16 protein-coding genes are annotated in these 21107 nt (G+C 74.4%); 14 read left to right on the top strand and 2 right to left on the bottom strand.

What is annotated here, in order from left to right:
* Positions 1-393 precede the first annotated feature (393 nt).
* On the top strand, positions 394-1446 hold the full coding sequence (locus GA0070561_RS34840; protein ID WP_244166473.1) for a tetratricopeptide repeat protein: 1053 nt from the start codon (positions 394-396) through the stop codon (positions 1444-1446).
* Complete coding sequence (locus GA0070561_RS28430; protein WP_091407291.1) at positions 1443-2474, top strand: HAD-IIA family hydrolase; 1032 nt, start codon at positions 1443-1445, stop codon at positions 2472-2474. Before GA0070561_RS34840 ends, GA0070561_RS28430 begins: the two co-directional genes overlap by 4 nt.
* A gap of 12 nt (positions 2475-2486) precedes the next feature.
* On the opposite strand, the gene GA0070561_RS28425 is transcribed toward GA0070561_RS28430, so the two are convergent.
* Positions 2487-2825 (bottom strand): SCP2 sterol-binding domain-containing protein, encoded by a 339-nt coding sequence (locus tag GA0070561_RS28425; RefSeq protein ID WP_088947517.1) that lies wholly within the window; start codon positions 2823-2825, stop codon positions 2487-2489.
* A 111-nt stretch (positions 2826-2936) separates the two neighbouring features.
* Between GA0070561_RS28425 and GA0070561_RS28420 the strand changes: the two genes are divergently transcribed.
* From GA0070561_RS28420 to GA0070561_RS28400, 5 genes are all read left to right on the top strand, one after another.
* Positions 2937-3527: a phasin family protein gene (locus GA0070561_RS28420; protein WP_091407288.1), complete on the top strand. Its 591-nt coding sequence runs from the start codon at positions 2937-2939 to the stop codon at positions 3525-3527.
* The gene (locus tag GA0070561_RS34805; RefSeq protein ID WP_244166474.1) at positions 3524-3871 is read left to right on the top strand and encodes a hypothetical protein; all 348 of its coding nucleotides are present in this window, start codon (positions 3524-3526) and stop codon (positions 3869-3871) included. The genes GA0070561_RS28420 and GA0070561_RS34805 overlap by 4 nt, the downstream gene beginning before the upstream one ends.
* A 38-nt stretch (positions 3872-3909) precedes the next feature.
* The gene (locus tag GA0070561_RS28410; RefSeq protein ID WP_091407285.1) at positions 3910-4770 is read left to right on the top strand and encodes a TlyA family RNA methyltransferase; all 861 of its coding nucleotides are present in this window, start codon (positions 3910-3912) and stop codon (positions 4768-4770) included.
* 109 nt (positions 4771-4879) lie between these two features.
* Positions 4880-5764 (top strand): NAD kinase, encoded by an 885-nt coding sequence (locus tag GA0070561_RS28405; RefSeq protein WP_091407282.1) that lies wholly within the window; start codon positions 4880-4882, stop codon positions 5762-5764.
* A gap of 157 nt (positions 5765-5921) precedes the next feature.
* Positions 5922-9641 carry a S8 family serine peptidase gene (locus tag GA0070561_RS28400; protein ID WP_091407280.1) on the top strand — a complete coding sequence of 1240 codons (3720 nt, stop codon included), beginning with the start codon at positions 5922-5924 and terminating at the stop codon, positions 9639-9641.
* Between the two features lie 78 nt (positions 9642-9719).
* Here GA0070561_RS28400 and GA0070561_RS28395 read toward each other — a convergent pair whose 3' ends face one another.
* A complete protein-coding gene (locus tag GA0070561_RS28395) occupies positions 9720-10739 on the bottom strand; it encodes a helix-turn-helix domain-containing protein (protein WP_091407277.1) in 1020 nt (339 codons plus the stop codon).
* A gap of 89 nt (positions 10740-10828) precedes the next feature.
* On the opposite strand from GA0070561_RS28395, the gene recN reads away from it, so the two are divergent.
* The 7 genes from recN (at position 10829) to GA0070561_RS28360 (ending at position 21057) form a co-directional block, all read left to right on the top strand.
* Positions 10829-12586 (top strand): DNA repair protein RecN, encoded by a 1758-nt coding sequence (gene recN / locus GA0070561_RS28390; protein ID WP_091407273.1) that lies wholly within the window; start codon positions 10829-10831, stop codon positions 12584-12586.
* Between the two features lie 119 nt (positions 12587-12705).
* On the top strand, positions 12706-13884 hold the full coding sequence (gene steA, locus GA0070561_RS28385) for a putative cytokinetic ring protein SteA (RefSeq protein ID WP_091407271.1): 1179 nt from the start codon (positions 12706-12708) through the stop codon (positions 13882-13884).
* Between the two features lie 27 nt (positions 13885-13911).
* Complete coding sequence (locus GA0070561_RS28380; RefSeq protein ID WP_091407269.1) at positions 13912-14853, top strand: copper transporter; 942 nt, start codon at positions 13912-13914, stop codon at positions 14851-14853.
* A 67-nt stretch (positions 14854-14920) separates the two neighbouring features.
* Positions 14921-15787 (top strand): hypothetical protein, encoded by an 867-nt coding sequence (locus tag GA0070561_RS28375; RefSeq protein ID WP_091407266.1) that lies wholly within the window; start codon positions 14921-14923, stop codon positions 15785-15787.
* Between the two features lies 1 nt (position 15788).
* Positions 15789-17477, top strand: a complete 1689-nt coding sequence (gene murJ, locus GA0070561_RS28370; protein ID WP_091407263.1) for a murein biosynthesis integral membrane protein MurJ — start codon at positions 15789-15791, stop codon at positions 17475-17477.
* Entirely contained in the window at positions 17474-18643 is a 1170-nt protein-coding gene (locus GA0070561_RS28365) for a glycosyltransferase family 4 protein (RefSeq protein WP_091407261.1), read from the top strand. The genes murJ and GA0070561_RS28365 overlap by 4 nt, the downstream gene beginning before the upstream one ends.
* Positions 18643-21057, top strand: coding sequence for a hypothetical protein (locus tag GA0070561_RS28360; protein WP_091407258.1), 2415 nt, complete (start codon positions 18643-18645; stop codon positions 21055-21057). Before GA0070561_RS28365 ends, GA0070561_RS28360 begins: the two co-directional genes overlap by 1 nt.
* The last annotated feature ends 50 nt before the right edge of the window (positions 21058-21107 follow it).

Here is a 21107-nt window from a genome sequence, read left to right as displayed (position 1 = left end):
CCCCGTGAGGGTGGCTTCCGGGGCGGCGACCGGGACGGTTCGCGCTCGGGCGCTCCCCGTGAGGGTGGCTTCCGGGGCGGCGACCGTCGCGAAGGTGGTTTCCGGGGCGGGGACCGTGATGGCTCGCGCTCGGGCGCCCCGCGTGAGGGTGGTTTCCGTGGCGGTGACCGCGAGGGCGGTTACCGGGGCGGAGAGCGTACCGGGGGTTTCCGGTCCGACGAGCGGCCGCGCCGCGACGGGGAGTTCCGTCGCGATGACCGCACGGGTGGCTCCGAGTCGTCCGAGGGTGGGCGTAGCTCGGCCCCGGCGCTGCCGGACGACATTGTCGCGACCGACCTCGACAAGGACGTCCGCGCTGAGTTGCTCTCGCTGAACAAGCCGGTCGCCGAGACGGTGGCCCGGCACCTGGTCGCCACCGGGCAGCTGATCGACGAGGACCCGGCCGAGGCGTTGGCGCACGCGCTGGCCGCCCGGCGGCTCGCGTCGCGCATCTCCGCTGTCCGTGAGGCGGTCGGCCTGGCCGCGTACCGCGCGGGGGAGTGGCAGTCGGCGATCGCCGAGCTGCGCACGTACCACCGGATGAGCGGATTGCAGAGCCACCTGGCCGTGCTCGCGGACTGCGAGCGGGCTCTCGGCCGGCCGGAGCGGGCCATTGACCTGTTCCGTGGCGCGGACCGGGAGAAGCTGGACCAGGCCGTGGCGATCGAACTGCTGATCGTCGCCGCCGGCGCGCGGGGTGACCTCGGGCAGAAGGACGCCGCGGTCGCGATGCTCCAGGTTCCGGACCTCACCAACGAGGCCACCGTGCCGTGGACGGCCCGGCTGCGGTACGCGTACGCCGACGCGCTGCTCGCTGTGGGCCGGCGCGAGGAGGCCCGCGAATGGTTCTCCCGCGCTGCCGACGTGGACACCGAGGGCGAGACCGACGCCGCCGAGCGGCTGCTCGAACTCGACGGCGTGGTCATCGAGGGTGACGAAGAGGACGAGGCCGCCGAGGAGATCGCCGCAGGCCCGGGCGCTCCCGGCGCGGTGCCGGCCCGACCCGACGCCGACCTGGCCGGCGAGGCGAACGACGACGACGATGACGACGACGACGACGATGACGACGACGACGACATCGACGACGACGATGACGACGACGACGACGACGATGACGACGTCGACGACGACGACGACGATGACGATCACGACGACATCGACGACGACGACGATGACGACGAGGACTTCGACGACGACGAGGAGGACGACGCTGTCGGCCGCCCCGCTGACGACGAAGGCTTCGACGACGAGGACGAGGACCGTCACCCCACCGAGAGCGGCAACGCCGACGCGGCCACCACTGGCGACAGCGGCGTGACGGACGGGGACGCGGCGAACGGGGACGCGGCGAACGCCGACGGGACCGTGCCGGCCCGGGACGACGAGTCGGGGTCGGCGCAGCGGTGAGCGCGGGCGTGGGGGAGCGGCTGGTCGACGGGTACACCCTGGTCGTCTTCGACCTGGACGGCGTGATCTACCTGATCGACCGGCCGATCCCCGGCGCCGTCGAGACGGTGGCCCGGCTGCACGCCGAGGGACGGGCGGTGGCGTACGCCACCAACAACGCGTCCCGCCGGTCCAGTGAGGTCGCCGACCTGCTGACCGGGATGGGCGTGCCGGCCCGGCCGGAGGAGGTCCTCACCTCCGCGGCCGCCTCGGCCGAGTTGTTGCGCGACCGGCTGCCCGCCGGCGCGTCGGTGCTGGTGGTCGGCGCGGAGGCGCTGCGCGCGGAGCTGCGCGCGGTTGGTCTGAACCCGGTCACCCAGGCCGATGAGAAGCCGGCCGCGGTGGTGCAGGGGTACGGCCCGCAGGTCGGCTGGGCCGAGTTGGCTGAAGCGTCGGTGGCGGTGCGGGCGGGTGCGATCTGGATCGCCACCAACACCGATCGGACCCTGCCCAGTGGGCGGGGACCACTGCCCGGCAATGGTTCGCTGGTCGCCGTGCTGCGTACGGCGCTGGAGCGGGACCCCGACGTGGTGGTCGGCAAGCCGGAGCCGGCGCTGTTCGAGACCGCCGCCAAGCGCAGCGGCGGTGGGCGGAGCCTGGTGGTGGGTGACCGGCTGGACACCGACATCGAGGGCGCCCGCCGGGCCGGGCTGGACAGCCTGCTCGTGCTCACCGGCGTCAGCGGCGTACCGGAGCTGCTGGCCGCCGAGCCGCGGCGACGTCCCACGTACGTCGCGAAAGACCTGGCGGGGCTCTTCGACCCGGCTGCCGCCGTGCGGGTCCCGGGCCCGGCGGACGCCGGCGGCTGGTCCGTGACCGACCGCGACGGCACGCTGGAGCTGACCGGGGCCGGTCAGCCCCTGGACGCCCTGGCGGCGCTCTGCGGGGTGGCCTGGTCGGCGTCGGTGCCGGCGCTGCCGAAGATCCGTCCGGTGGGCCCGGACGCGGTCCACGCGGTGGAGAGTTTCGGTCTGACCGCGGCGGCGTGAGCCGGGCGGCCGTCAGAGCAGCTTGCGCAGCTTGAGCAGGTCGAACGGGTTGGCCTTGATCGACACCCGGCGGGAGGTCACCGCGCTGGTGACGTCCAGGTCGCCCCGGACCAGGGCGAGCAGGTCGTCGCTGGACGTGCTCAGCGCGATCTTGGCCTTGGGGTCGTCGCCGTCGGTCAGCTCGACCAGTCGGCCGCCGGTGATCCGGCCATGGAACGCGGTGTCCAGGTCGGTGATCCGGCAGGCCAGCGTCCGGTCCAGGTCGATCCGTTCGCGTACCGTCTCGGCGTTGCGATCCAACCGGGCGGCCAGCTCCTGCAACGCCTGCCGGCACTCGTCCACGCTGGCCACATCTCCCCCTTGTGATCGCCACGCCGTCCTCGGCACCGTACCGCACGGGTCGGTCCGGGGTGCCCGGTAGCGTGACACCTGCACACCCCCGCCCCGTGGAAGGACTCAGGCATGCAGGACGCGTGGCGCGCCTACCTCGAGCTGGCCATGGGCCTTGCGGAGGCGCCCCGGAAGAAGGCCCAGGACGTGGCACGTCGCCTCGTCGGCTCCGGCGGCGCAACCGCCGCCCAACTCCAGGCCCTCGGCGAGGAACTGGTCACCACCGGCGCCGCCAACCGGGAGGCGCTGACCAAGCTGGTCCGCTTCGAGGTCGACCGGGCCCTCGGCGCGGTCGGTCTGGCCACCGCCGACGAGGTGGCCGAGCTGACCCGGCGGGTGCACGACCTGGAACGGCAGTTGCGGGAGGCGCGGTCCACCGAGCCGGCCGACGCGCCGAACGCCGGCCCAACGCCACAACCCGACCCGACCGTCGCCGCGCGGCCCGGCACCGGTCTCGTGCCGTCCGACGGCTCGGCCGGTGCCCCGGTCTCCGCGCCGGTGGCGAAGAAGGCCGTCGCGAAGAAGGCGGTCGCCAAGAAGGCCATCGCCAAGAAGCCGCCGGCGACGATCAGCCGGACGGCCGACGAGGACGTGCCGACGCCGGCCGTGATGCCCGCCAAGAAGGCGGCGGTTCGCCGGCAGCGGCCGGACGACGCCGAATGACCCGGCCCGGTCCACCGCCCGGCGGCTCGTTCTCGGCCCGGCCCGGCCCGCCGGCTGGCGGGTCCTTCTCGGCCCGGCCCGGCCCGCCGGCTGGCGGGTCCTTCTCGGCCCGGCCCGGTCCGCCGGCTGGTGGCTCGTTCCCGGCCCGGCCCGGTCCGCCGGTGGGTGCCCGCCCCGGGCCGCCGCCGGATCTCGGGGACGACGAGGCGCGGCACCCGGCGGTGGACGCCGCCGTGCGGGCCATCGCCAACGCGGCGACGCTCGCTCCCGCCGACCAGATCGCCCAGTACGAGGCGGCCTACGAGACGCTGCGGGAAACCCTCGCCACCATCGACCAGACCTGAGCGGGACGACCAGGCCTGAGCAGACCGGAGAACCACCCATGGCACGTCGTAACCGGCTGGACGCCGAACTCGTCCGCCGCGGTCTGGCCCGCTCCCGTGAGCAGGCCGCCGCGTTGGTGGAGGCCGGCCGGGTCCAACTGCGGGGCGTGGTCGCCCGCAAGGCGGCCGCGATGGTCGACCCCGCCGACCCGCTCCTGGTGACCGGTGCGGACCCCGCTGAGGAGTACGTCTCCCGAGGCGGGCACAAGCTCGCCGGCGCGCTGGCCGCGTTCGCCCCCGGTGGGCTGCACGTGGCCGGGCGGCGTTGCCTGGACGCGGGAGCGTCGACCGGTGGGTTCACCGACGTGCTGCTGCGCGCCGACGCGGCCGAGGTGGTGGCCGTGGACGTCGGCTACGGGCAGCTCGCCTGGCCGCTGCGTACCAACGAGCGGGTCCGCGTCCTGGAGCGCACGAATGTCCGTACCCTCGATGCTGACGCGATCGGCGGCCCGGTCGACCTCACGGTGGCCGACCTGTCGTTCATCTCGCTGCGACTGGTGTTGCCGGCGCTGGCCGGCTGCACCCGCGACGACGGTGACCTGGCACTGATGGTCAAGCCGCAGTTCGAGGTCGGCAAGGACCGGGTCGGCGCCGGCGGTGTGGTCCGCGATCCGGAGCTGCGCGCCGAAGCGGTGCTGGACGTGGCCGCGGCGGCCGCGAGGCTCGGCCTCGGACTGGCCGACGTGGCGGCCAGCCCGCTGCCCGGGCCGAGCGGCAACGTGGAGTTCTTCGTATGGTTGCGCCGGGGCGCACCAGCGGCCGACCCGGAGCGGGTGCGGGCCGTGGTGGCGGCCGGGCCGGACGGCTCGACGACGGCCGGCGGGGTGCCGGACGTGGCGGCGGAGGAGGTCGCAGGGTGAACGCGCGCAGTGAGGGAGCCGCAACGGGTCGCGCGGTGACACGCGGCCGTGCCGAGGCGACGGCGACGGTGGCGCGACGCCGCCCGGTCCGGCGTGGGCGGGCGGCCCGATGAGCCGGACCGCTCTGCTGGTGACCCACACCGGCCGTCGGCGCAGCACGGAGCACGCCCGGTCGGTCGCCGCCGACCTGATCGACGCCGGTTTCGAGGTACGGGTGGTCGCCGACGAGGCCGACGACCTCGACCTGCCCGGCGTGGTGCCGGTCGCCGGCCCGCAGGCCGCCGAGGGCGCCGAGATCGTCTTCGCGCTCGGTGGGGACGGCACGTTCCTGCGCGCCGCCGAGCTGGCCCGGCCCGCGAAGGCGCCGCTGCTCGGCATCAACCTCGGCAAGGTGGGCTTCCTGGCGGAGGCGGAGATCGACGACCTTGACACGGCTGTCCGGGACGTCGTCGGCCGCAACTACACGGTCGACGAGCGGCTGACCCTGGACGTCACGGCCGAGTTCGATGGTGGGCCGACCATCGAGTCCTGGGCGCTCAACGAGATCAGCATCGAGAAGGGCGAGCGGGCCCAGATGCTGGAGCTGCTCGTCGACGTGGACGGCCGCCCGCTGTCGCGTTACGGCTGCGACGGTGTCGTCTGCGCCACCCCCACCGGCTCCACCGCGTACGCGTTCTCCGGTGGCGGCCCGGTGGTGTGGCCGGAGGTGGAGGCGCTGCTGCTGGTGCCGATCAGCGCGCACGCGTTGTTCAGCCGCCCGTTGGTCACGGCCCCGACGTCCACCTTCGTGATCACCGTCGACCCGTTCACCACCCTCGCTGTGCTCTCCTGCGACGGCCGGCGCGTCTACGACCTGCCACCCGGCGCGCGGGTGACGGTGCGTCGGGGCGCCCTGCCGGTACGCATCGTGCGGCTGCGTCCCCGCCCGTTCACCGACCGGCTGGTGGCCAAGTTCGGCCTTCCCGTGCACGGTTGGCGTGGCAGCCGCCGGTGACCGTGGCGAACACGGTCGGTGGATGTCAGTTGTCCACCTGACGACATGTCGCCGCTGCGGCGGCGGGCGACTAGTGACCTGGTGACACGCTCCGACGCAGACTCCGATCGGCCCTCATCTACGGATGGCGGCCTGGAGGAGTAGAGGAGTCCATCGCATGCACTGGTCCCCACGCTGGCTAGCCGTCGGCGCGGTCGGCGCGTTGGTGGTCGGCGTCGCCGCACCGGCGTCCGCCGACCCGCCCGCCCGGCCCACCGGCCCGACGTCGGGCACGCCCGCCCAGCACGCACCCGTCCGCATCACCCTGATCACCGGCGACCAGGTCGAGCTCGCGCCCGCGGCGCCGGGCCGGGTCGCCGCCACTGTCCGCCCGGGACCCGGGCGCGAGCGCGTCATCTTCCAGACCCTGGAGGTCGACGGCCGGCTGCGGGTGCTGCCCAGCGACGCCCTGCCCTACGTTTCGAGCGGGGTCCTCGACGCCAACCTGTTCGACGTGCAGGAGTTGGCCGCCGACGGATACGGCGACGCCGCGCAGGGCGCGTTGCCACTGATCGTGCGCTACCAGGAGCAGGCGGCCGGGCGGGTCAAGCCGCTTGCCGGTGCCACCGACGCCCGGCCGCTGGAGAGCATCAACGGCGCGGCGCTGCGGGTCGGCAAGGGCGCCCTCGGCAACCTGTGGACCACGCTCGCCGGTACGCCGGCCAGCCGGACCACGACTGCCGCCGCGCCCCGGCTGGGTGCTGGCATCGCCCGTATCTGGCTGGACGGGCGAGTCCGTCCGGCGCTGGAGCACTCCGTGCCGCAGATCGGCGCCCCGACGGCCTGGGCGGCCGGGCGGGACGGTGCCGGCGTGAAGGTGGCGGTGCTCGACACCGGCGTCGACGCCACCCACCCCGACCTGGCCGGTCGGATCGCCGAGGCGCAGGACTTCTCCGGCAGCGGCAGCGCCCGCGACGGGCACGGCCACGGCACCCACGTGGCCGCGACCATCGCCGGCAGCGGTGCGGCGTCCGACGGGTTGCGCAAGGGCGTCGCCCCGGGTGCGCAGTTGCTGGTCGGCAAGGTGCTCGACGACGGTGGCTCCGGCTACAGCTCGTCCATCATCGCGGGCATGGAGTGGGCCGCCCACTCCGGCGCGAAGGTGGTCAGCATGAGCCTCGGTGGCGACCCCACCGACGGCACCGACCCGATGAGCCAGGCGGTGAACGACCTGACCGCTGAGACCGGCGCGCTGTTCGTGGTCGCCGCCGGCAACTCGGGCGCCGCGCGTACCGTCGGCGCGCCCGGCGCGGCCGCGGCGGCGCTCACCGTCGGCGCCGTCGACCGTGCCGACAACCTGGCGGAGTTCTCCAGCCGGGGCCCGCGCCTCGGCGACAACGGCCTCAAGCCCGAGATCACCGCGCCGGGCGTCGGCATCGTCGCCGCCCGGGCCGCCGGCACCACCATGGGTACGCCGGTGGACGACGCGTACACGACCGCGTCCGGCACCTCGATGGCCACTCCGCACGTGGCCGGAGCGGCGGCGATCCTCGCCCAGGAACACCCGGACTGGGCCGCCGCGAAGCTCAAGGACGCGCTGGTCAGCACCACGAAGGCGAACCCGGCGCTGACCGTCTTCGAGCAGGGTGGCGGTCGGGTCGACGTGGCGCGGGCGCTCGGTCAGCAGGTGTACGCCTCGGCCACCGCGGACTTCGGCCGGATCTCCACCGGCGGTGCGGCGGTCGAGCGGACCGTGACGTACACCAACGGCACGAAGACCGCGCAGACCCTGCGACCGGCCCTGGAACTGCGCAACCTGGACACCGGCGTGGCCGAGCCCGACGGGGTCACCGTGACCTCCGGCGAGGTGACAGTCCCGGCGGGCGGCAGCGTGGCCGTGCCGCTGCGCGCCGACCCGGCGAAGCTGGGCCGGGGCCCGCATGGTGGCTGGCTGGTGGCGACGGGCGCGGACGGCGTGGCGGTACGGACCCCGGTCGGGCTCACCGTCAGCGGTCCCGTGCACCACCTCACCATCAAGCTGCTGGACCGGCAGGGTCAGCCGGGCCTCTCGCCGGGGTTGACCGTCTTCGGTGAGCAGCCCGAGTCGGACTTCTGGGGCATGTGGGGTGGCGAGGGCACCCTGGAGGTCGAGGAGGGCACGTACGTGCTGACCGCGCTGATGACGCACGGCGTCCCCCTGGACGAGCAGATGACCCAGATCATCGAGCCGGAGGTGACAGTCGACCGGGACCTGACAGTGGTGCTCGACGCGCGCAAGGGCACGCCGGTGCGGATCGAGACGCCGAAGCCCAGCGAGCAGCGGGCCACGCTCAGCTACTACGTGCACCGGGTGCTGGGCAATGGCCGGCAGATCGACCACGGCGTGATGGCCTACAGCACCGTTCAGCAGGTCAACGTCACGCCGACCCGCCAGGTGCGCCAGGGCGAGTTCGAGTTCGCCTCGCGGTGGCAGCTCGTCGCGCCCATGGTGGACGCGACGATCAGCGGGGTGTCCGGTCCGTCGGACATCAACCTGCTGGGCACGTCGCCGGCGCCGACCGGTCGGCGGAAGCTGCCGCTGGTCTGGGCCGGCACCGGCACCCCCGCCGATCTGGCCCGGGTGCGGGGCACCGCCGTGCTGCTCGGCGCCGACCCGAACCGCTCGGAGGAGGAGCAGGTGGCCGCCGCCGCGGCAGCCGGCGCCGCCGCGGTGCTGATCGTCCGGCCGGAGGACCAGAGCGCGTGGACGGTCTGGCGGCCCACCGGAGAGCGGCTGCCGATCCCGTCGATGGTGGTCGCGTACGACGACGGGCAGCGGCTGATCGCGGCGGCGCGCAAGGGTCGGGCGACGCTGGACCTGACGCTGACCGTGGACAGCCCGTACCTGTACGACGTGTGGCAGGTGTCGAAGGGTCGGGTGCCGGAGCGTGTCGTGCACACGGTGACCGCCAGGAACACCGCCGAGGTGACAGCGAGCTACGGCGACATGGGTGCGGGCTGGGCCACCGAGGAGCGGTTCGGCTGGCGTCCGTGGCAGGAGTACGCCTGGAACGACGACCAGCGCATGGTCCGCAACGGCACCACCCGGCAGGAGTTCGTCAGCGCCGGGGACTCCTGGTGGCAGCAACGGGTGCTGCACAAGGAGATGTTCATGCAGTGGGGGCAGTTGGCCGGTGGCCTGACCCAGCAGCCCCGGCGTTACGCCGCCGACGACCGGGTGACCGAGACCTGGCACGCGCCGGTGCTCCGTCCGGCCGTCCCGGCCAGCGGGGCGCCGGTGCCCACCCGCACCGGTGACAACCTGGAGTTGCGGGTGCCCGAGTTCGTCGACGCGCAGGGGCACTACAGCGTGGCCGGCGAGAGCGAGGAGTCGGACATTGTCACGGCGCGGGTCAGCCGCAACGGGCAGCAGATCGCGGACCTCTCCGAGGGCTGGGCGTCGGTGCCCACGACCGCCGGGGCCGCCCGTTACCGCCTGGATGTGACCACCCAGCGGTCCTCGGCCGAGTGGCGTTACGGCACGCGGACCGACACGGCCTGGGAGTTCACCTCGGCCCGACCGGCGGGCGACGCCGCCAAGGCGTTGTCGCTGCTGCAGGTGGACTACCGGGTGCCGGCCGACCTGGGCGGCACGGTACGTGGCAACCGGCCGCACCAGCTGGGGTTGACCCTGCGGCAGCCGGCCGGGGTGCCGGCGCCGACCGGTGCCAGTGTCCGGGTGCAGGTCTCCTTCGACGGGGGCGTCACCTGGCGCAACGCGCCGACCACGGGGTCGGGCACCCGGTACACCGCGACCGTGCCGGCGGGGCGCGGAACGGTGTCGCTGCGGGTGCACGCCGCCGACCGGGCCGGGAACACCGTCGACCAGACGGTGCTCCAGGCGTACGGGCTGCGCTGATCGGGCGGGGCGGGGCGGCCTGGCCGTCCCGCCCTGCCGGTCGAGGGTCCGCCGTCGGTCGACGGCGGACCCTTCGCGTCAGAGCCAGCCGCGTCGGGCCACCTGGAACGCCAACCCGGGCCGGGTGTCCACGCCGGCGGCGGCCATCAGGTCGGCGATCCGCCGTTGCACGGTTCGTCGGCTCACCCCGAGCTGGGAGGCGATGGACTTGTCCGGTACGCCCGCCACGAACAGCGACAGCAACCGGGCCTCGTCGGCGTCGGGCTGGTACCCGTCGCCCGGCTGGTCGGTGGGCTCCGGCCGTCGAGTCTCGGGGGCCGTGACGGCGAGGGGGTCGTCGAGGCGCAGCCGGGTGGCCACCCGCCAGTGGCTCTCGAAGAGGGCGAGCAGCGCGTCGAGCAGTTGACTGCGGCCGATCACGGCGGCGCTCGGTTCGCCGCCGTCGCGGTCGGGCACCAACGGGCAGATGGCCGTGCGGGCGTCCACGATGGCCAGTCGCACCGGCAGCCGGTCCAGGACGCGGGCCTGCTCCCCGGCGGCGACCCCCTTGGCCAGGTCGGCCAACGCGCCCGGCTCCAGCAGCAGGTCACGTTCGTAGATGGCCCGGTAGCTCACCCCACGGGCCAGCGCGTCGAACTCCTCGACGTTCTCCGGGCCGGCCATGGCCAGGGGATTGGCCCGGCAGAACCAGAGCACCTCGGTACGCGCCGAGTTCTGCAGGTCGCGCAGGCGGTCGCGAAGCACCCGGGCGCCGGTGATCACCTCGACCAGGTGGTCGACGTGGTGTCGGCGCAGCCCGGAGCGGTACTCCTCGGCCAGTTGGGTGACCAGTCGGCGGGCCGACTCCAGGTCCTCCTGACGGCGCAGCAGCGTCCCGCCGAGGGCGACGTCCGGGGCGGTCGGGCGCAGCGGGGCGTCCGGGTCGTTGTCGCTGCGCTGCACGAGGCCCTTGCCGCGTAGTGCCTCGACCTGGGCGACGACCTGCTCACGGGGCCGGTGCAGGCGAGCGGCCAACTCGTCGATGCGGGCCGTGGTGAGCTGGAGCAGGCAGCGGTAGAGCTCCTCCTCAGCCGAGGTCAGGCCGATCACGTCCAACACGGGGCAGAACTGTACGTCGGCCGGGTACGAGCCGTACCCGGGCCCGTCGGCTGGTCAAGTGTCGGGCCTCGCGTCTACTGTCGGTGGCTGTGCTGGAAGAGCTGCGCATCACCGGACTGGGCGTCATCGAAGACACCACGCTGCCGTTGACCGGCGGCATGAACGTCATCACCGGCGAGACCGGTGCGGGCAAGACGATGGTGGTCACCGGCCTTGGCCTGCTCTTCGGCGGCCGGGCCGACGCGGGGCGGGTCCGCGCCCAACCCGGCCGTGCGGTGGTGGAGGGGCGGCTGCGGCTGCACGGGCGGGTCGCCGACGCCGTGCACGCGCGGATCATCGAGGCTGGCGGCGAGCCCGACGAGGACGGCTCGGTGCTGCTGAGCCGCACGGTGACGGTGGAGGGGCGCTCGCGCGCCCACGTCGGCGGTCGGAGCATGCCGGTGTCGATGCTCGGTGAGGTCGGCGAGCAGGCGGTTGCCGTGCACGGCCAGTCCGACCAGCTGCGGCTGCTGCGCCCGGCCGAGCAGCGGGCCGCACTGGACCGGTTCGCCGGCCCCGCGCACGAGAAGCTGCTCGACGCGCTGCGCGAGGCGTACACGGGGTGGCGTCGGGTCGTCGACGACCTGGCCGACCGTCGGCGCAACGCCCGCGAGCGCAACCAGGAGGCCGACCTGCTGCGGTTGGGCCTCGACGAGATCACCCGGGTCGATCCGCAGCCCGGTGAGGACGACGAGCTGAAGACTGAGGCGCAGCGGCTGGAGCACGCCGAGGGCCTGCGGACGGCCGCGCAGATCGCCCAGCAGTGCGTGGCCGGTGGCGCGGAGGCCGCCGAGGAGACGCCGGACGCGGCGGCGCTGCTCGGCACCGCCCGGCGGACCCTGGAGGCGCAGTCCGGCACCGATCCGGCGCTCGGTGAGCTGGCGGCCCGCCTGGAGGAGGCGGCCACCCTGGTCACCGACGTGTCCGCGGAGCTGTCGGCGTACCTGGCGACGCTGGACGCGGACCCGGCCCGGTTGCAGCACGTCTACGAGCGGCGGGCGGCGCTGCGCGCGTTGACCCGCAAGTACGCCGACGACGTCGACGGGGTGATCGCCTGGGCCGATCGGGCGCGCACCCGACTGTCCGACCTGGACATGTCCGACGACGTGCTCGACGAGTTGGAGCGGGAGGGCCAGCGGCTCGCCGTCGAGGTGGCCGACCTGGCCGGGCGGGTGTCCACCTCCCGGCAGGAGGCGGCGGTCCGCTTCGCCGACCAGGTCACCGTCGAGCTGGCCGGGCTGGCGATGCCGCACGCGCGGATCGAGGTGGCGGTGCTGCCCCGTCCGGCCGGGCGTGCCGAGCCGACGCTCGCGGTCAACGGCGTCGAGGTGGGTGTCGCGCCGGACGGTGGTGACGAGGTGGAGCTGCGGTTGCTGGCCCACCCGGGCGCGCCGTCGCTGCCGTTGCAGCGCGGTGCCTCCGGCGGTGAGCTGTCCCGGGTGATGCTCGCCATCGAGGTCGTGTTCGCCGGCTCCGGTGGCCCGCCGACGTTGGTCTTCGACGAGGTCGACGCGGGGGTCGGTGGGCAGGCGGCGGTGGAGATCGGCCGCCGGCTGGCCCGACTTGCCCGCAGTCACCAGGTGCTGGTGGTCACGCACCTGCCGCAGGTGGCCGCGTTCGCCGACCGGCACCTGGTGGTGGCGAAGGACACCGGCGGCGCGGTGACGACCAGTGGGGTGCGGGTGGTGGAGGACACCGAGCGGGCTCGGGAGTTGGCGCGCATGCTGGCGGGTTTGCCCGATTCAGATCTGGGTATCGCCCACGCCGAGGAGCTTTTGGCAGTGGCCGCCAAGGAAAGGCGGTTGTGACCCCGCGTATTGTGAGCGCAAGCACACCGGCTTGTGCCGGTGTGTGCTTCCCTGGGTAGGCGGCCCTGCTCAGGCATGTCGCGACAGAAAAGCCTGCCTCACATGCCAGGATGGTCACGATGCGTCTACCCACGTTGCGCCGGAACCGGAACTCCGAACCGGGCAGAGTCCTCGGCACCGCGCGCCTTGATCGCCGGACGAAACGCCTGGTCGGTCGGCTGCGCCCCGGTGACATCGCGGTCATCGACCACGTCGACCTGGACCGGGTGGCGGCCGACTCGCTCGTCGCCGTCGGCGTCGCGGCGGTGCTCAACGCCAAGCCCTCGGTCTCCGGCCGTTACCCGAACCTCGGCCCGGAGGTGTTGATCGCCGCCGGCATTCCGCTCCTCGACGACCTGGGGGAGGGCGTCTTCGAGCGCATCCGCGAGGGCGACCAGGTGCGCATCGAGGGCAACACGGTCTTCGCCGGTGACGAGCCGGTGGCCCACGGCAGCCTTCAGGACGCCGAGTCGGTCGGCAAGGCGATGGCCGACGCCCGGGAGGGTCTGTCGGTGCAGTTGGAGGCGTTCGCCGCCAACACGATGGACTACCTGCGTCAGGAACGCGACCTGCTGCTCGACGGTGTCGGAGTGCCGGACATCGAGACCCAGATGCAGGGTCGGCACTGCCTGATCGTGGTGCGCGGCTACGACTACAAGGCCGACCTGGACGTGCTGCGCCCGTACATCCGGGAGTTCAAGCCGGTGCTCATCGGCGTCGACGGCGGTGCGGACGCCCTGGTCGAGGCCGGCTACACCCCCGACATGATCATCGGCGACATGGATTCGGTCACCGACGACGTGCTGCGCTGCGGCGCCGAGGTGATCGTGCACGCGTACCCGGACGGGCGTGCGCCCGGTCTGCCCCGGGTCAACGGCCTCGGTGTGCCGGCGATCACCTTCCCGGCTGCGGCGACCAGCGAGGACCTGGCCATGCTGCTCGCCGACGAGAAGGGCGCCTCGCTGCTGGTCGCGGTCGGCACCCACGCCACCCTCGTCGAGTTCCTCGACAAGGGCCGCGGCGGGATGGCCTCGACGTTCCTGACCCGGCTGAAGGTCGGTGGCAAGCTGGTCGACGCCAAGGGGGTAAGCCGGCTCTACCGGCAGAGCATCTCCGGTTCGTCGCTGCTGCTGCTGGTGCTGTCGGCGATCGCGGCGATGGCGTCCGCGGTGGCCGTGTCGACAGTCGGGAAGGCGTACCTGGGCGTGGTCGCCGAGTGGTGGGACAATTTTGTGTTCCAGCTGTACCGGCTCTTTTAGTTCCCGACCGATCAAGAGGCTGCAAGCGTGATCAACTTCCGCTACCACGTGGTGTCCCTCACCGCGGTCTTCCTGGCTCTGGCGATCGGCCTGGTGGTCGGCACAGCCGCCCTCAACGGCCCGGTCGCCGACTCGCTCAAGGAGCAGGTCACCGGGCTGCGTAAGGACAACCAGCAGTGGCGCCAGACGGTCAGCAACATGGAGAAGCAACTCGCGCTGGAAGAGGAGTTCGCCGAGGAGATCTCCCAGGTCGTCCTGCCCGGCACCCTCTCCGGCCGTCGGGTCGTGGTGCTGAGCCTGCCCAACGGGCGTGACCACACCGAGGGCGTGCTCAAGAAGCTCCAGCAGGCCGGGGCCACCATCACCGGTCAGGTCGACCTGCAGGACAAGTTCATCAACCCGGACAACAACTCCAACCTGCTGGAGTTGGCCGTCACCGCCGCCCGCCCGACCGCGCAGACCACCGGCCTGCCGGGTAACGGGCACGGCGTGGAGACGTCCAGCGCGCTGCTGGCCAGCGTCCTGCTGGACCGTGCCCAGGGCGTCGCGCCGGTCAGTGACGCCGACCGGCGGGCGGTGCTCGCCGCCTACAACAACGCCGGTTACCTGACCACCGACAGCAACAAGGTCACCGCCTCGGCGGAGGCGGTCGTCGTGGTCAGCGGTCAGCCGTACGTCGACAAGGACTCCGACAAGCGGGACGAGTCGGTGGTCAAGATCGCCGAGCAGTTCGACCGGACCGGGGCGATCGTGGTGGGCGGCAACGGTTCCGTCGGTGGCAACCTGGTCGGCGTGGTGCGCGGCGACCCGGTGCTCGCGCAGACCATTTCCACGGTCGACAACGCCAACACCGTGCAGGGCCAGGTCGTCACCACCCTCGCCCTGGTGCAGCAACTCACCGAGAAGAAGGCCGGGCAGTACGGCGTCGGCGACAACGCCCCGTCGTTGCTGCCTAGACTGCCCCAGTGAGCGAACGACGTACCCCCGTGTCCGGATCCGACCACGTGGCGCGTGACCGAGCCGGCGAGGTGACGGCGTGAGCGCCCTGGGCCGGCTGCTGATCGCCGGCGCGGGCGCCGCGGCGGCCCGCTACGCGCTGCGTGAGGCGCGTACCTCGCCGGCCGGGCCCGCGTTGGAGCGCACCAACTTCCGTGGCCGCACGGTGAGCCTGGCCGCCGGGCCGGCGCTCGCCGCCGGCGCGGCCGCCGCAGGCGCGTTCGGTGCCACCGGCGGTGCCGCCGGTGGGGCCGCGCTGGTCGCCGGTCTCGGCGCGGGCGGCGTCGGGCTGTACGACGACGTGGTCGGCGCGCGGCCGGAGCAGAAGACGGCCAAGGGCTTCGCCGGGCACCTCGCCGCCCTGCGTGAGGGGCGGGTCACCGCCGGTCTGGTCAAGGTCGTCGGGGTGGGCGCCGCCGGGCTGGGCGCCGCCGCGCTGCTCGCCGCCGACCCCCGGGTCGCCGCGCACCCGCGCCGGCAGCGGCACGGTGCGTTCGGTCGGGGTGTCGACGTGCTGCTCGGCGCCGGCGTGATCGCCGGCACGGCCAACCTGCTCAACCTGCTCGACCTGCGGCCGGGCCGTGCCCTCAAGTCCGGGCTGCTGCTCGCGGCGCCGCTGACCGGCGGCCCGCAGGGCGGCATCGCCGCGGGCGCGGCCGGCGCCGCCGCCGGCCTGCTCCGCGACGACCTGGCCGAGGACGTGATGCTCGGCGACAGTGGCGCGAACGCGCTCGGGGCGGTGCTCGGCGTCGCGCTCGCCGCCCGTACCGGCCCGCTCGGCCGGGCCGGTCTGCTCGCCGTCCTCGCCGGGCTCACCGCTGCCAGCGAGAAGGTCAGCTTCACGGCGGTGATCCAGCGGACCCCGGGGCTACGCGAACTCGACGCACTGGGCCGACGCGCCGACTGACGTGACCAGACCGGCACCCCTCGCCGGCGCCGGCCGGCTGGCCGGGGCAGCCGCGCTCATCGCCGTCCTCACCGTGGCCAGCCGACTCGCCGGCTTCGGCCGCACCGCCGTGTTCACCTGGAGCTTGGCGCCCACCGACCTCGGCGGCACCTACGTGGTGGCCAACGCGGTGCCGAACTTCATCTTCGAGATCGTCGCCGGGGGAGCGCTGGCCAGCCTCGTCGTACCGCTGCTCGCCGGCGCGGTCGCGGCGGGCGACCGGACGGCCGTGGCCCGGACCACCGGTGCGCTGCTGACCTGGACGCTGGCCCTGCTGGTCCCGCTGGCGTTGCTCGTGGTGCTGCTCGCCGGCCCGGTGGTCGAGTCGCTGGGCCACCACCTGACCACCGCCCAGCAGCAGAGCGGCGTGCGGATGCTGCGGGTCTTCGCGCCGCAACTGCCGCTGTACGGGGTCGGCATCGTGCTCACCGGGGTGCTCCAGGCGCATCGCCGGTTCGCCTGGCCGGTGCTCGCCCCGTTGCTGTCCAGCCTCACCGTCATCCTCGTGTACCTGGGGTTCACCGTCACGCAGGGCCGGTACGCCACGGTCGGCGGGGTCAGCCCCGGCGGTGAGTTGCTGCTTTCCGGCGGCACCACCCTCGGCGTGGTGGTGCTGTCGTTGTCGTTGCTGATTCCGGTCCGCCGGTTGCGCCTCGGGCTGCGGCCCGGCTTCGGGTTTCCCACCGACGCGCGGGCCCGGGTCGGCGGGTTGGCGGTGGCCGGAGCGGTCACCGTCACCACCCAGCAGATCGCTCTGATCGTCAGCCTGAACCAGGTCACCGCCGGCGCGCGGAGCAACCCGGGCGTCTACAACCTGGCGCAGACCGTCTACCTGTTGCCGTGGGCGGTGCTGGCGGTGCCGCTGGCCATCGCCGCCTACCCGACCCTGGCGGCGGCGCGGGCCGCCGGGGACGAGCAGACCTACCGCACGACCCTGGCACCGGCCGTCCGCGGTGTGCTCCTGTTCAGTTGCCTCGGCACGGCCGCGTTGGTCGGGACCGCCGGGCCGGTCGGGCACTTCTTCTTCCCCTCGGACACCGCGTCGACCGCCGCCGCCGCGATCATCGGGTACGCCCCCGGCCTGGTCGGCTACGGCCTCTTCGCGGTGCTCACCCGGGCGCTCTACGCGCGGGGCGAGACCCGGGCGGCGACGCTCGCCACGGCGGTCGGCTTCCTGGTGGTGCCGGCCGTCGTCCTGCTGCTCGGCGCGGTGCTGCCGTTGCGGGACCGGGTGCTCGCGGTGACGTCCGCGAACTCGGTGGGGATGCTGGTGCTCGGCGCCCTGCTGCTCCTGGCGGTGCGGCGCAGCGCCGGCCGTCCCGCCCTCGCGGGAGCGGCACGGGCCGGAGCGGCCGGTGGCCTCGCCGGTGTGCTCGCCGGGCTCGCCGGGTGGGGCCTCAGCCGTTGGCTCGACCAGTCGGACGGCGGCACCCCGACGACGGCGGCGGCGTTCGGTCAGGGCATGCTGTCCGGGGTTCTGGTTGGGGTTGTGTTCCTCGCCGTGGTCTGGTTCGTCGACCGGCGGGACGTACAGCCACTGCTCGCCGGGGTGCTGCGGCGTCTGGGCCGGCGGGGGCCGTCCGGCGGTGCGCCGACACCGGGAGCGGGCTCCGCGGAGCGGGGCGACGGGAAGGAGACGGCGACGCGATGACTGAGCCAGCTCAGCCTGCCAACTGGTCGGGCACCGTCGCGTTGGTGCTCGCGTCCAGCACCGGCGGGGTCGGCCAGCACGTCCGTTCGGTGGCCCGGGGCCTCGTCGCGGGCGGCACGACCGTCCTGGTCTGCGGGCCCGCCGCCACTGAGGAGCAGTTCGACTTCACCGGTGTCGGTGCGCGGTTCGAGCCGGTGGAGATCCCGGCCAGCCCGACTCCGGCCGACGCGCGGGCGGTGCTCGCGCTGCGCCGGGCGCTCGCCGCCGCTCACGTCGACGTGGTGCACGCGCACGGCCTGCGGGCCGGGTTGGTGGCCGTGCTGGCCCGTCCGGCCGCCCCGCTGATCGTCACCTGGCACAACGCGGTGCTCGCGGGGGGACTGCGGGGCGGTGTGTCCCGGCTCGTCGAACGGGTGGTCGCCCGGGGCGTCCGGGTGGCGCTCGGCGCCTCCGAGGACCTGGTGCGACGGGCCGCCGAGGTGGGCGCCGCCGATGCCCGGCTCGCCCCGGTCGCCGCGCCGACGCTGCCCGCGCCGCGTCGACGCCCGGCGGCGGTACGCGCTGAGTTCGGCGTCCGCCCGGACCAGCCGTTGATCGTCTCGGTCGGTCGGTTGCACCCGCAGAAGCGCTACGACGTGCTGATCGACGCGGCGGCCCGCTGGCGTACGCGTACCCCGCCGCCGGTCGTGGTGATCGCGGGCAGCGGGCCGGCGTATCTGCCGCTCGCCGCGCGGACCTCCGCCGCCCGCGCCCCGGTGACCCTGCTGGGGCACCGCACCGACGTGGCCGATCTGCTCGCCGGCGCCGACCTGGCGGTGGTGACCAGCGACTGGGAGGCGCGACAGCTCTTCGCCCAGGAGGCGCTGCGCGCCGGCGTGCCGCTGGTGGCCACCGCTGTCGGCGGGCTCCCGGACCTGGTCGGCGACGCCGCCACGCTGGTTCCCGCCGGTGACGTGGACGCGGTCGACGCGGCCGTACGCGCGTTGCTGGACGACCCGGCGGCGCGGGCGGAGTTGGGCCGGCGTGGCGCCGAACGGGCGGCGACGTGGCCGACCGAGGCGGACACCGTCGCCACGCTTGCCGCCCTCTACGCCGAGCTGGCCGGGAATCCCGGCGGTCCGGCGGCCGCCCCGGGCTCCGACGCCCCGAGAACGGGACACCGGTGATGCTGCGCCGAATCGCCCCCGCCCTGTTGACAGTGCTCGTGGTGGCGCTGGGCGTCACCGCGCTCGCCGCCCGCCCACCCCAGGGCACCCCGCAACGCACCGCCGACTTCGTGGTGCTCGCCGGGATCGCCGGGCTGCGCTGGGAGGACGTGGATCCGCAGAGCACCCCGACGCTGTGGCGGATGGCCCAGGACGGCTCGATCGGCTCACTGTCGGTGCGTTCCGCGCACCGGCCCACCTGCCCGGTGGACGGCTGGCTGACCCTCGGCGCGGGCAGCTTCGCCGCGTGGAACGGCAGCCGGTCGGTCGACGGTTGCCCGTCGGCGGGGGTGACGGTGGAACAACCGGACGGCATCGGCGCGAACCTGCCGGACCAGGAGAGCGTGGTCCAGTACAACCAGCAGCGGCTGCCCTGGGGCGCCATGCCCGGCTCGTTGTCCGAGTCGGTGCGATGCTCCGTCGCCGTCGGCCCGGGCGCGGCCGTGGCCGCCGCCCGACCGTTCGGCCGCGTCGACCGGTACGCCTCGGGGCTGCCGGCCGACCCGCGGCCGCTGCTCGGCTCGTGTGTGCTGAGCATCGTCGACCTCGGCACGGTCGAGGGTGCCGACCCGGCCACCCGCGCCGAGGAGGCCCGCGCGGCGGACGCCGAGCTGGCCCGGGTGCTGGCGGCGCGACCCCCACGGTCGTTGGTGATGGTCGCGGGGATCTCCGACACCACTCAGCCGGCCCGGCTGCACGTGGCGGTCGCCGACGGGCCGGGCTGGGAGCGGGGGTGGCTCACCTCGGCCAGCACCGGCCGGGACGGGTACCTGCAACTTGTCGACCTCGCGCCGACCGCCCTCGCCGCGTTGGGCCGGCCCATGCCGGAGCGGCTCTTCCTCGGCCGCCCGGCGATCAGCACCGGCGACCGCCCCGCCGACCTGGCCGAGGCCATCAACGCGCCGGCGAACGCCGACCGGGAGGCGGCCGCCCAGCGCTCCGTCTCCGGGGCGTTCTTCGCGCTGCTCGCCGGGGCGCAGGTGCTGCTGGCGATCGCGATGCTGCCGCTGCTGCGCCGGGCCCGTCCGCACGCCGGCCCGGCCGGCCCGACGCCCGTCTCCGGGCGGATCGTGGCGGTGATGGAGCTGCTGCTGGTCGCCGTGGCGTTGACGGTGCCGGCGGCGCTGCTGGCCGACGCGGTGCCCTGGTGGCGCGGCGAGCACCCCGGGTGGATCTTCGCCGGGGTGACAGCGCTGCTGGTGGCCGCCGGCACCGCGGCGGTGCGGTTCGCCCCCGGGTACGCGAACACCCTCGGGCCGCTCGGAGCGGTGGCCGGCCTCACCACGCTCGTGGTCGGGCTGGACGTGCTCACCGGGGCCCGCCTCCAGCTCAACAGCGTGGTCGGCTACTCCGCGTTGCAGGGCGGCCGGTACGCCGGGCTGAGCACCGTGGGGTTGGGAGTGTTCCTCGCCGGTGCGCTGGTCACCGGCGGCTGGTTCGCCCAACGGGTGCACCGGGGCTGGCGGCCGGCGGTGATGGTCGCGGTGGGTGGCCTCGCCGTGGTGGTGGTCGGCAGCCCGTACCTGGGCGCCGACCCGGTCGGCGCGATCGCGCTCACCGCCGGGGTGAGCGTCGCCGCCGTGATCAGCGCCGGCGGCTGGTTGACGATCAGCCGGCTGGCCTGGGCCACCATGGCCGCGCTGGCGGTGGGTATCGGGTTCGCCGTGGTGGACCTGCGGCGTCCGCCGGGGGAGCGGGGCAGCCTGGGCCGGTTCCTCTCCGCGCTCGGTGACGGCACCGGCGGGTTCGCCGTGCACCGGTCCAGCACGGAGAACTTCGAGACGTTGGTCAACAGCCCGCTGACGGTGCTGGCGCTGGCCGGCGGGTTGCTGGTGTGGTTCGCCCTGTTGCAGCCGTGGGGTGGGCTGATGCGGCTGTTCGGCATCTACCCGGCGGTCCGGGCCGCGCTGGCCGGCACTGTGGTCGCCGCGGTGCTCGGTGGTGTGCTCGACGGCGCGGCCCTGGACGTGATGGGCGCTGCCGCCGCCCTGGTGGTGCCGATGGCGGCCCTGGCGTCGCTCCGGGTGCTCGGGCACGCCGCGGACCGGACCCGCCCGGCAGCGGGCCGCTCCCGCGCCAACGGCGCCGACGACGACTCGGGGTCCGGCGGGGTCGGCCCGGTCGGTGGGGGTGACGGTCCGACCGGCGGCGGTGGGCCGCTGGGTGCCGTGCATCCCCGTCCGATCGCCGGCCCGCCCCCGAGCGCACCGGCGAAGGTCGCCCAACCGGCGTCGGACACTGCGGGCGAGCGCCGCGGGGACGCCGACGAACCGGCCGAGCCGACCGCGAGCGGGTCGACGCCGGACGCCGATCCGACGGTGCCCGTAGCGCCCCGGCAGGTCTCCCGGTCATCGACGGAGGTTGCCGCGTCCTGAGCGCCGGGCCTCGTCCGGATGGCCCGGAGGTGTCGCAGCCGGGGTGCGGC

Origin of the sequence: Micromonospora saelicesensis (genome assembly GCF_900091575.1) — a bacterium.
In the GTDB taxonomy this organism is placed as follows: Bacteria; Actinomycetota; Actinomycetes; order Mycobacteriales; family Micromonosporaceae; genus Micromonospora; species Micromonospora saelicesensis.
The sequence above is the reverse complement of the archived record's forward strand: the minus strand, read 5'-3'. Positions and strand labels throughout refer to the sequence as shown.

Excerpts from the sequence above, each read along its gene's own strand:
- GA0070561_RS28420 (WP_091407288.1), top strand. The coding sequence starts at position 2,937 with ATGCAGGACGCGTGGCGCGCCTACCTCGAGCTGGCCATGGGCCTTGCG.
- GA0070561_RS34805 (WP_244166474.1), top strand. The coding sequence starts at position 3,524 with ATGACCCGGCCCGGTCCACCGCCCGGCGGCTCGTTCTCGGCCCGGCCC.
- GA0070561_RS28410 (WP_091407285.1), top strand. The coding sequence starts at position 3,910 with ATGGCACGTCGTAACCGGCTGGACGCCGAACTCGTCCGCCGCGGTCTG.
- GA0070561_RS28405 (WP_091407282.1), top strand. The coding sequence starts at position 4,880 with ATGAGCCGGACCGCTCTGCTGGTGACCCACACCGGCCGTCGGCGCAGC.
- GA0070561_RS28400 (WP_091407280.1), top strand. The coding sequence starts at position 5,922 with ATGCACTGGTCCCCACGCTGGCTAGCCGTCGGCGCGGTCGGCGCGTTG.
- steA (WP_091407271.1), top strand. The coding sequence starts at position 12,706 with ATGCGTCTACCCACGTTGCGCCGGAACCGGAACTCCGAACCGGGCAGA.
- GA0070561_RS28365 (WP_091407261.1), top strand. The coding sequence starts at position 17,474 with ATGACTGAGCCAGCTCAGCCTGCCAACTGGTCGGGCACCGTCGCGTTG.
- GA0070561_RS28360 (WP_091407258.1), top strand. The coding sequence starts at position 18,643 with ATGCTGCGCCGAATCGCCCCCGCCCTGTTGACAGTGCTCGTGGTGGCG.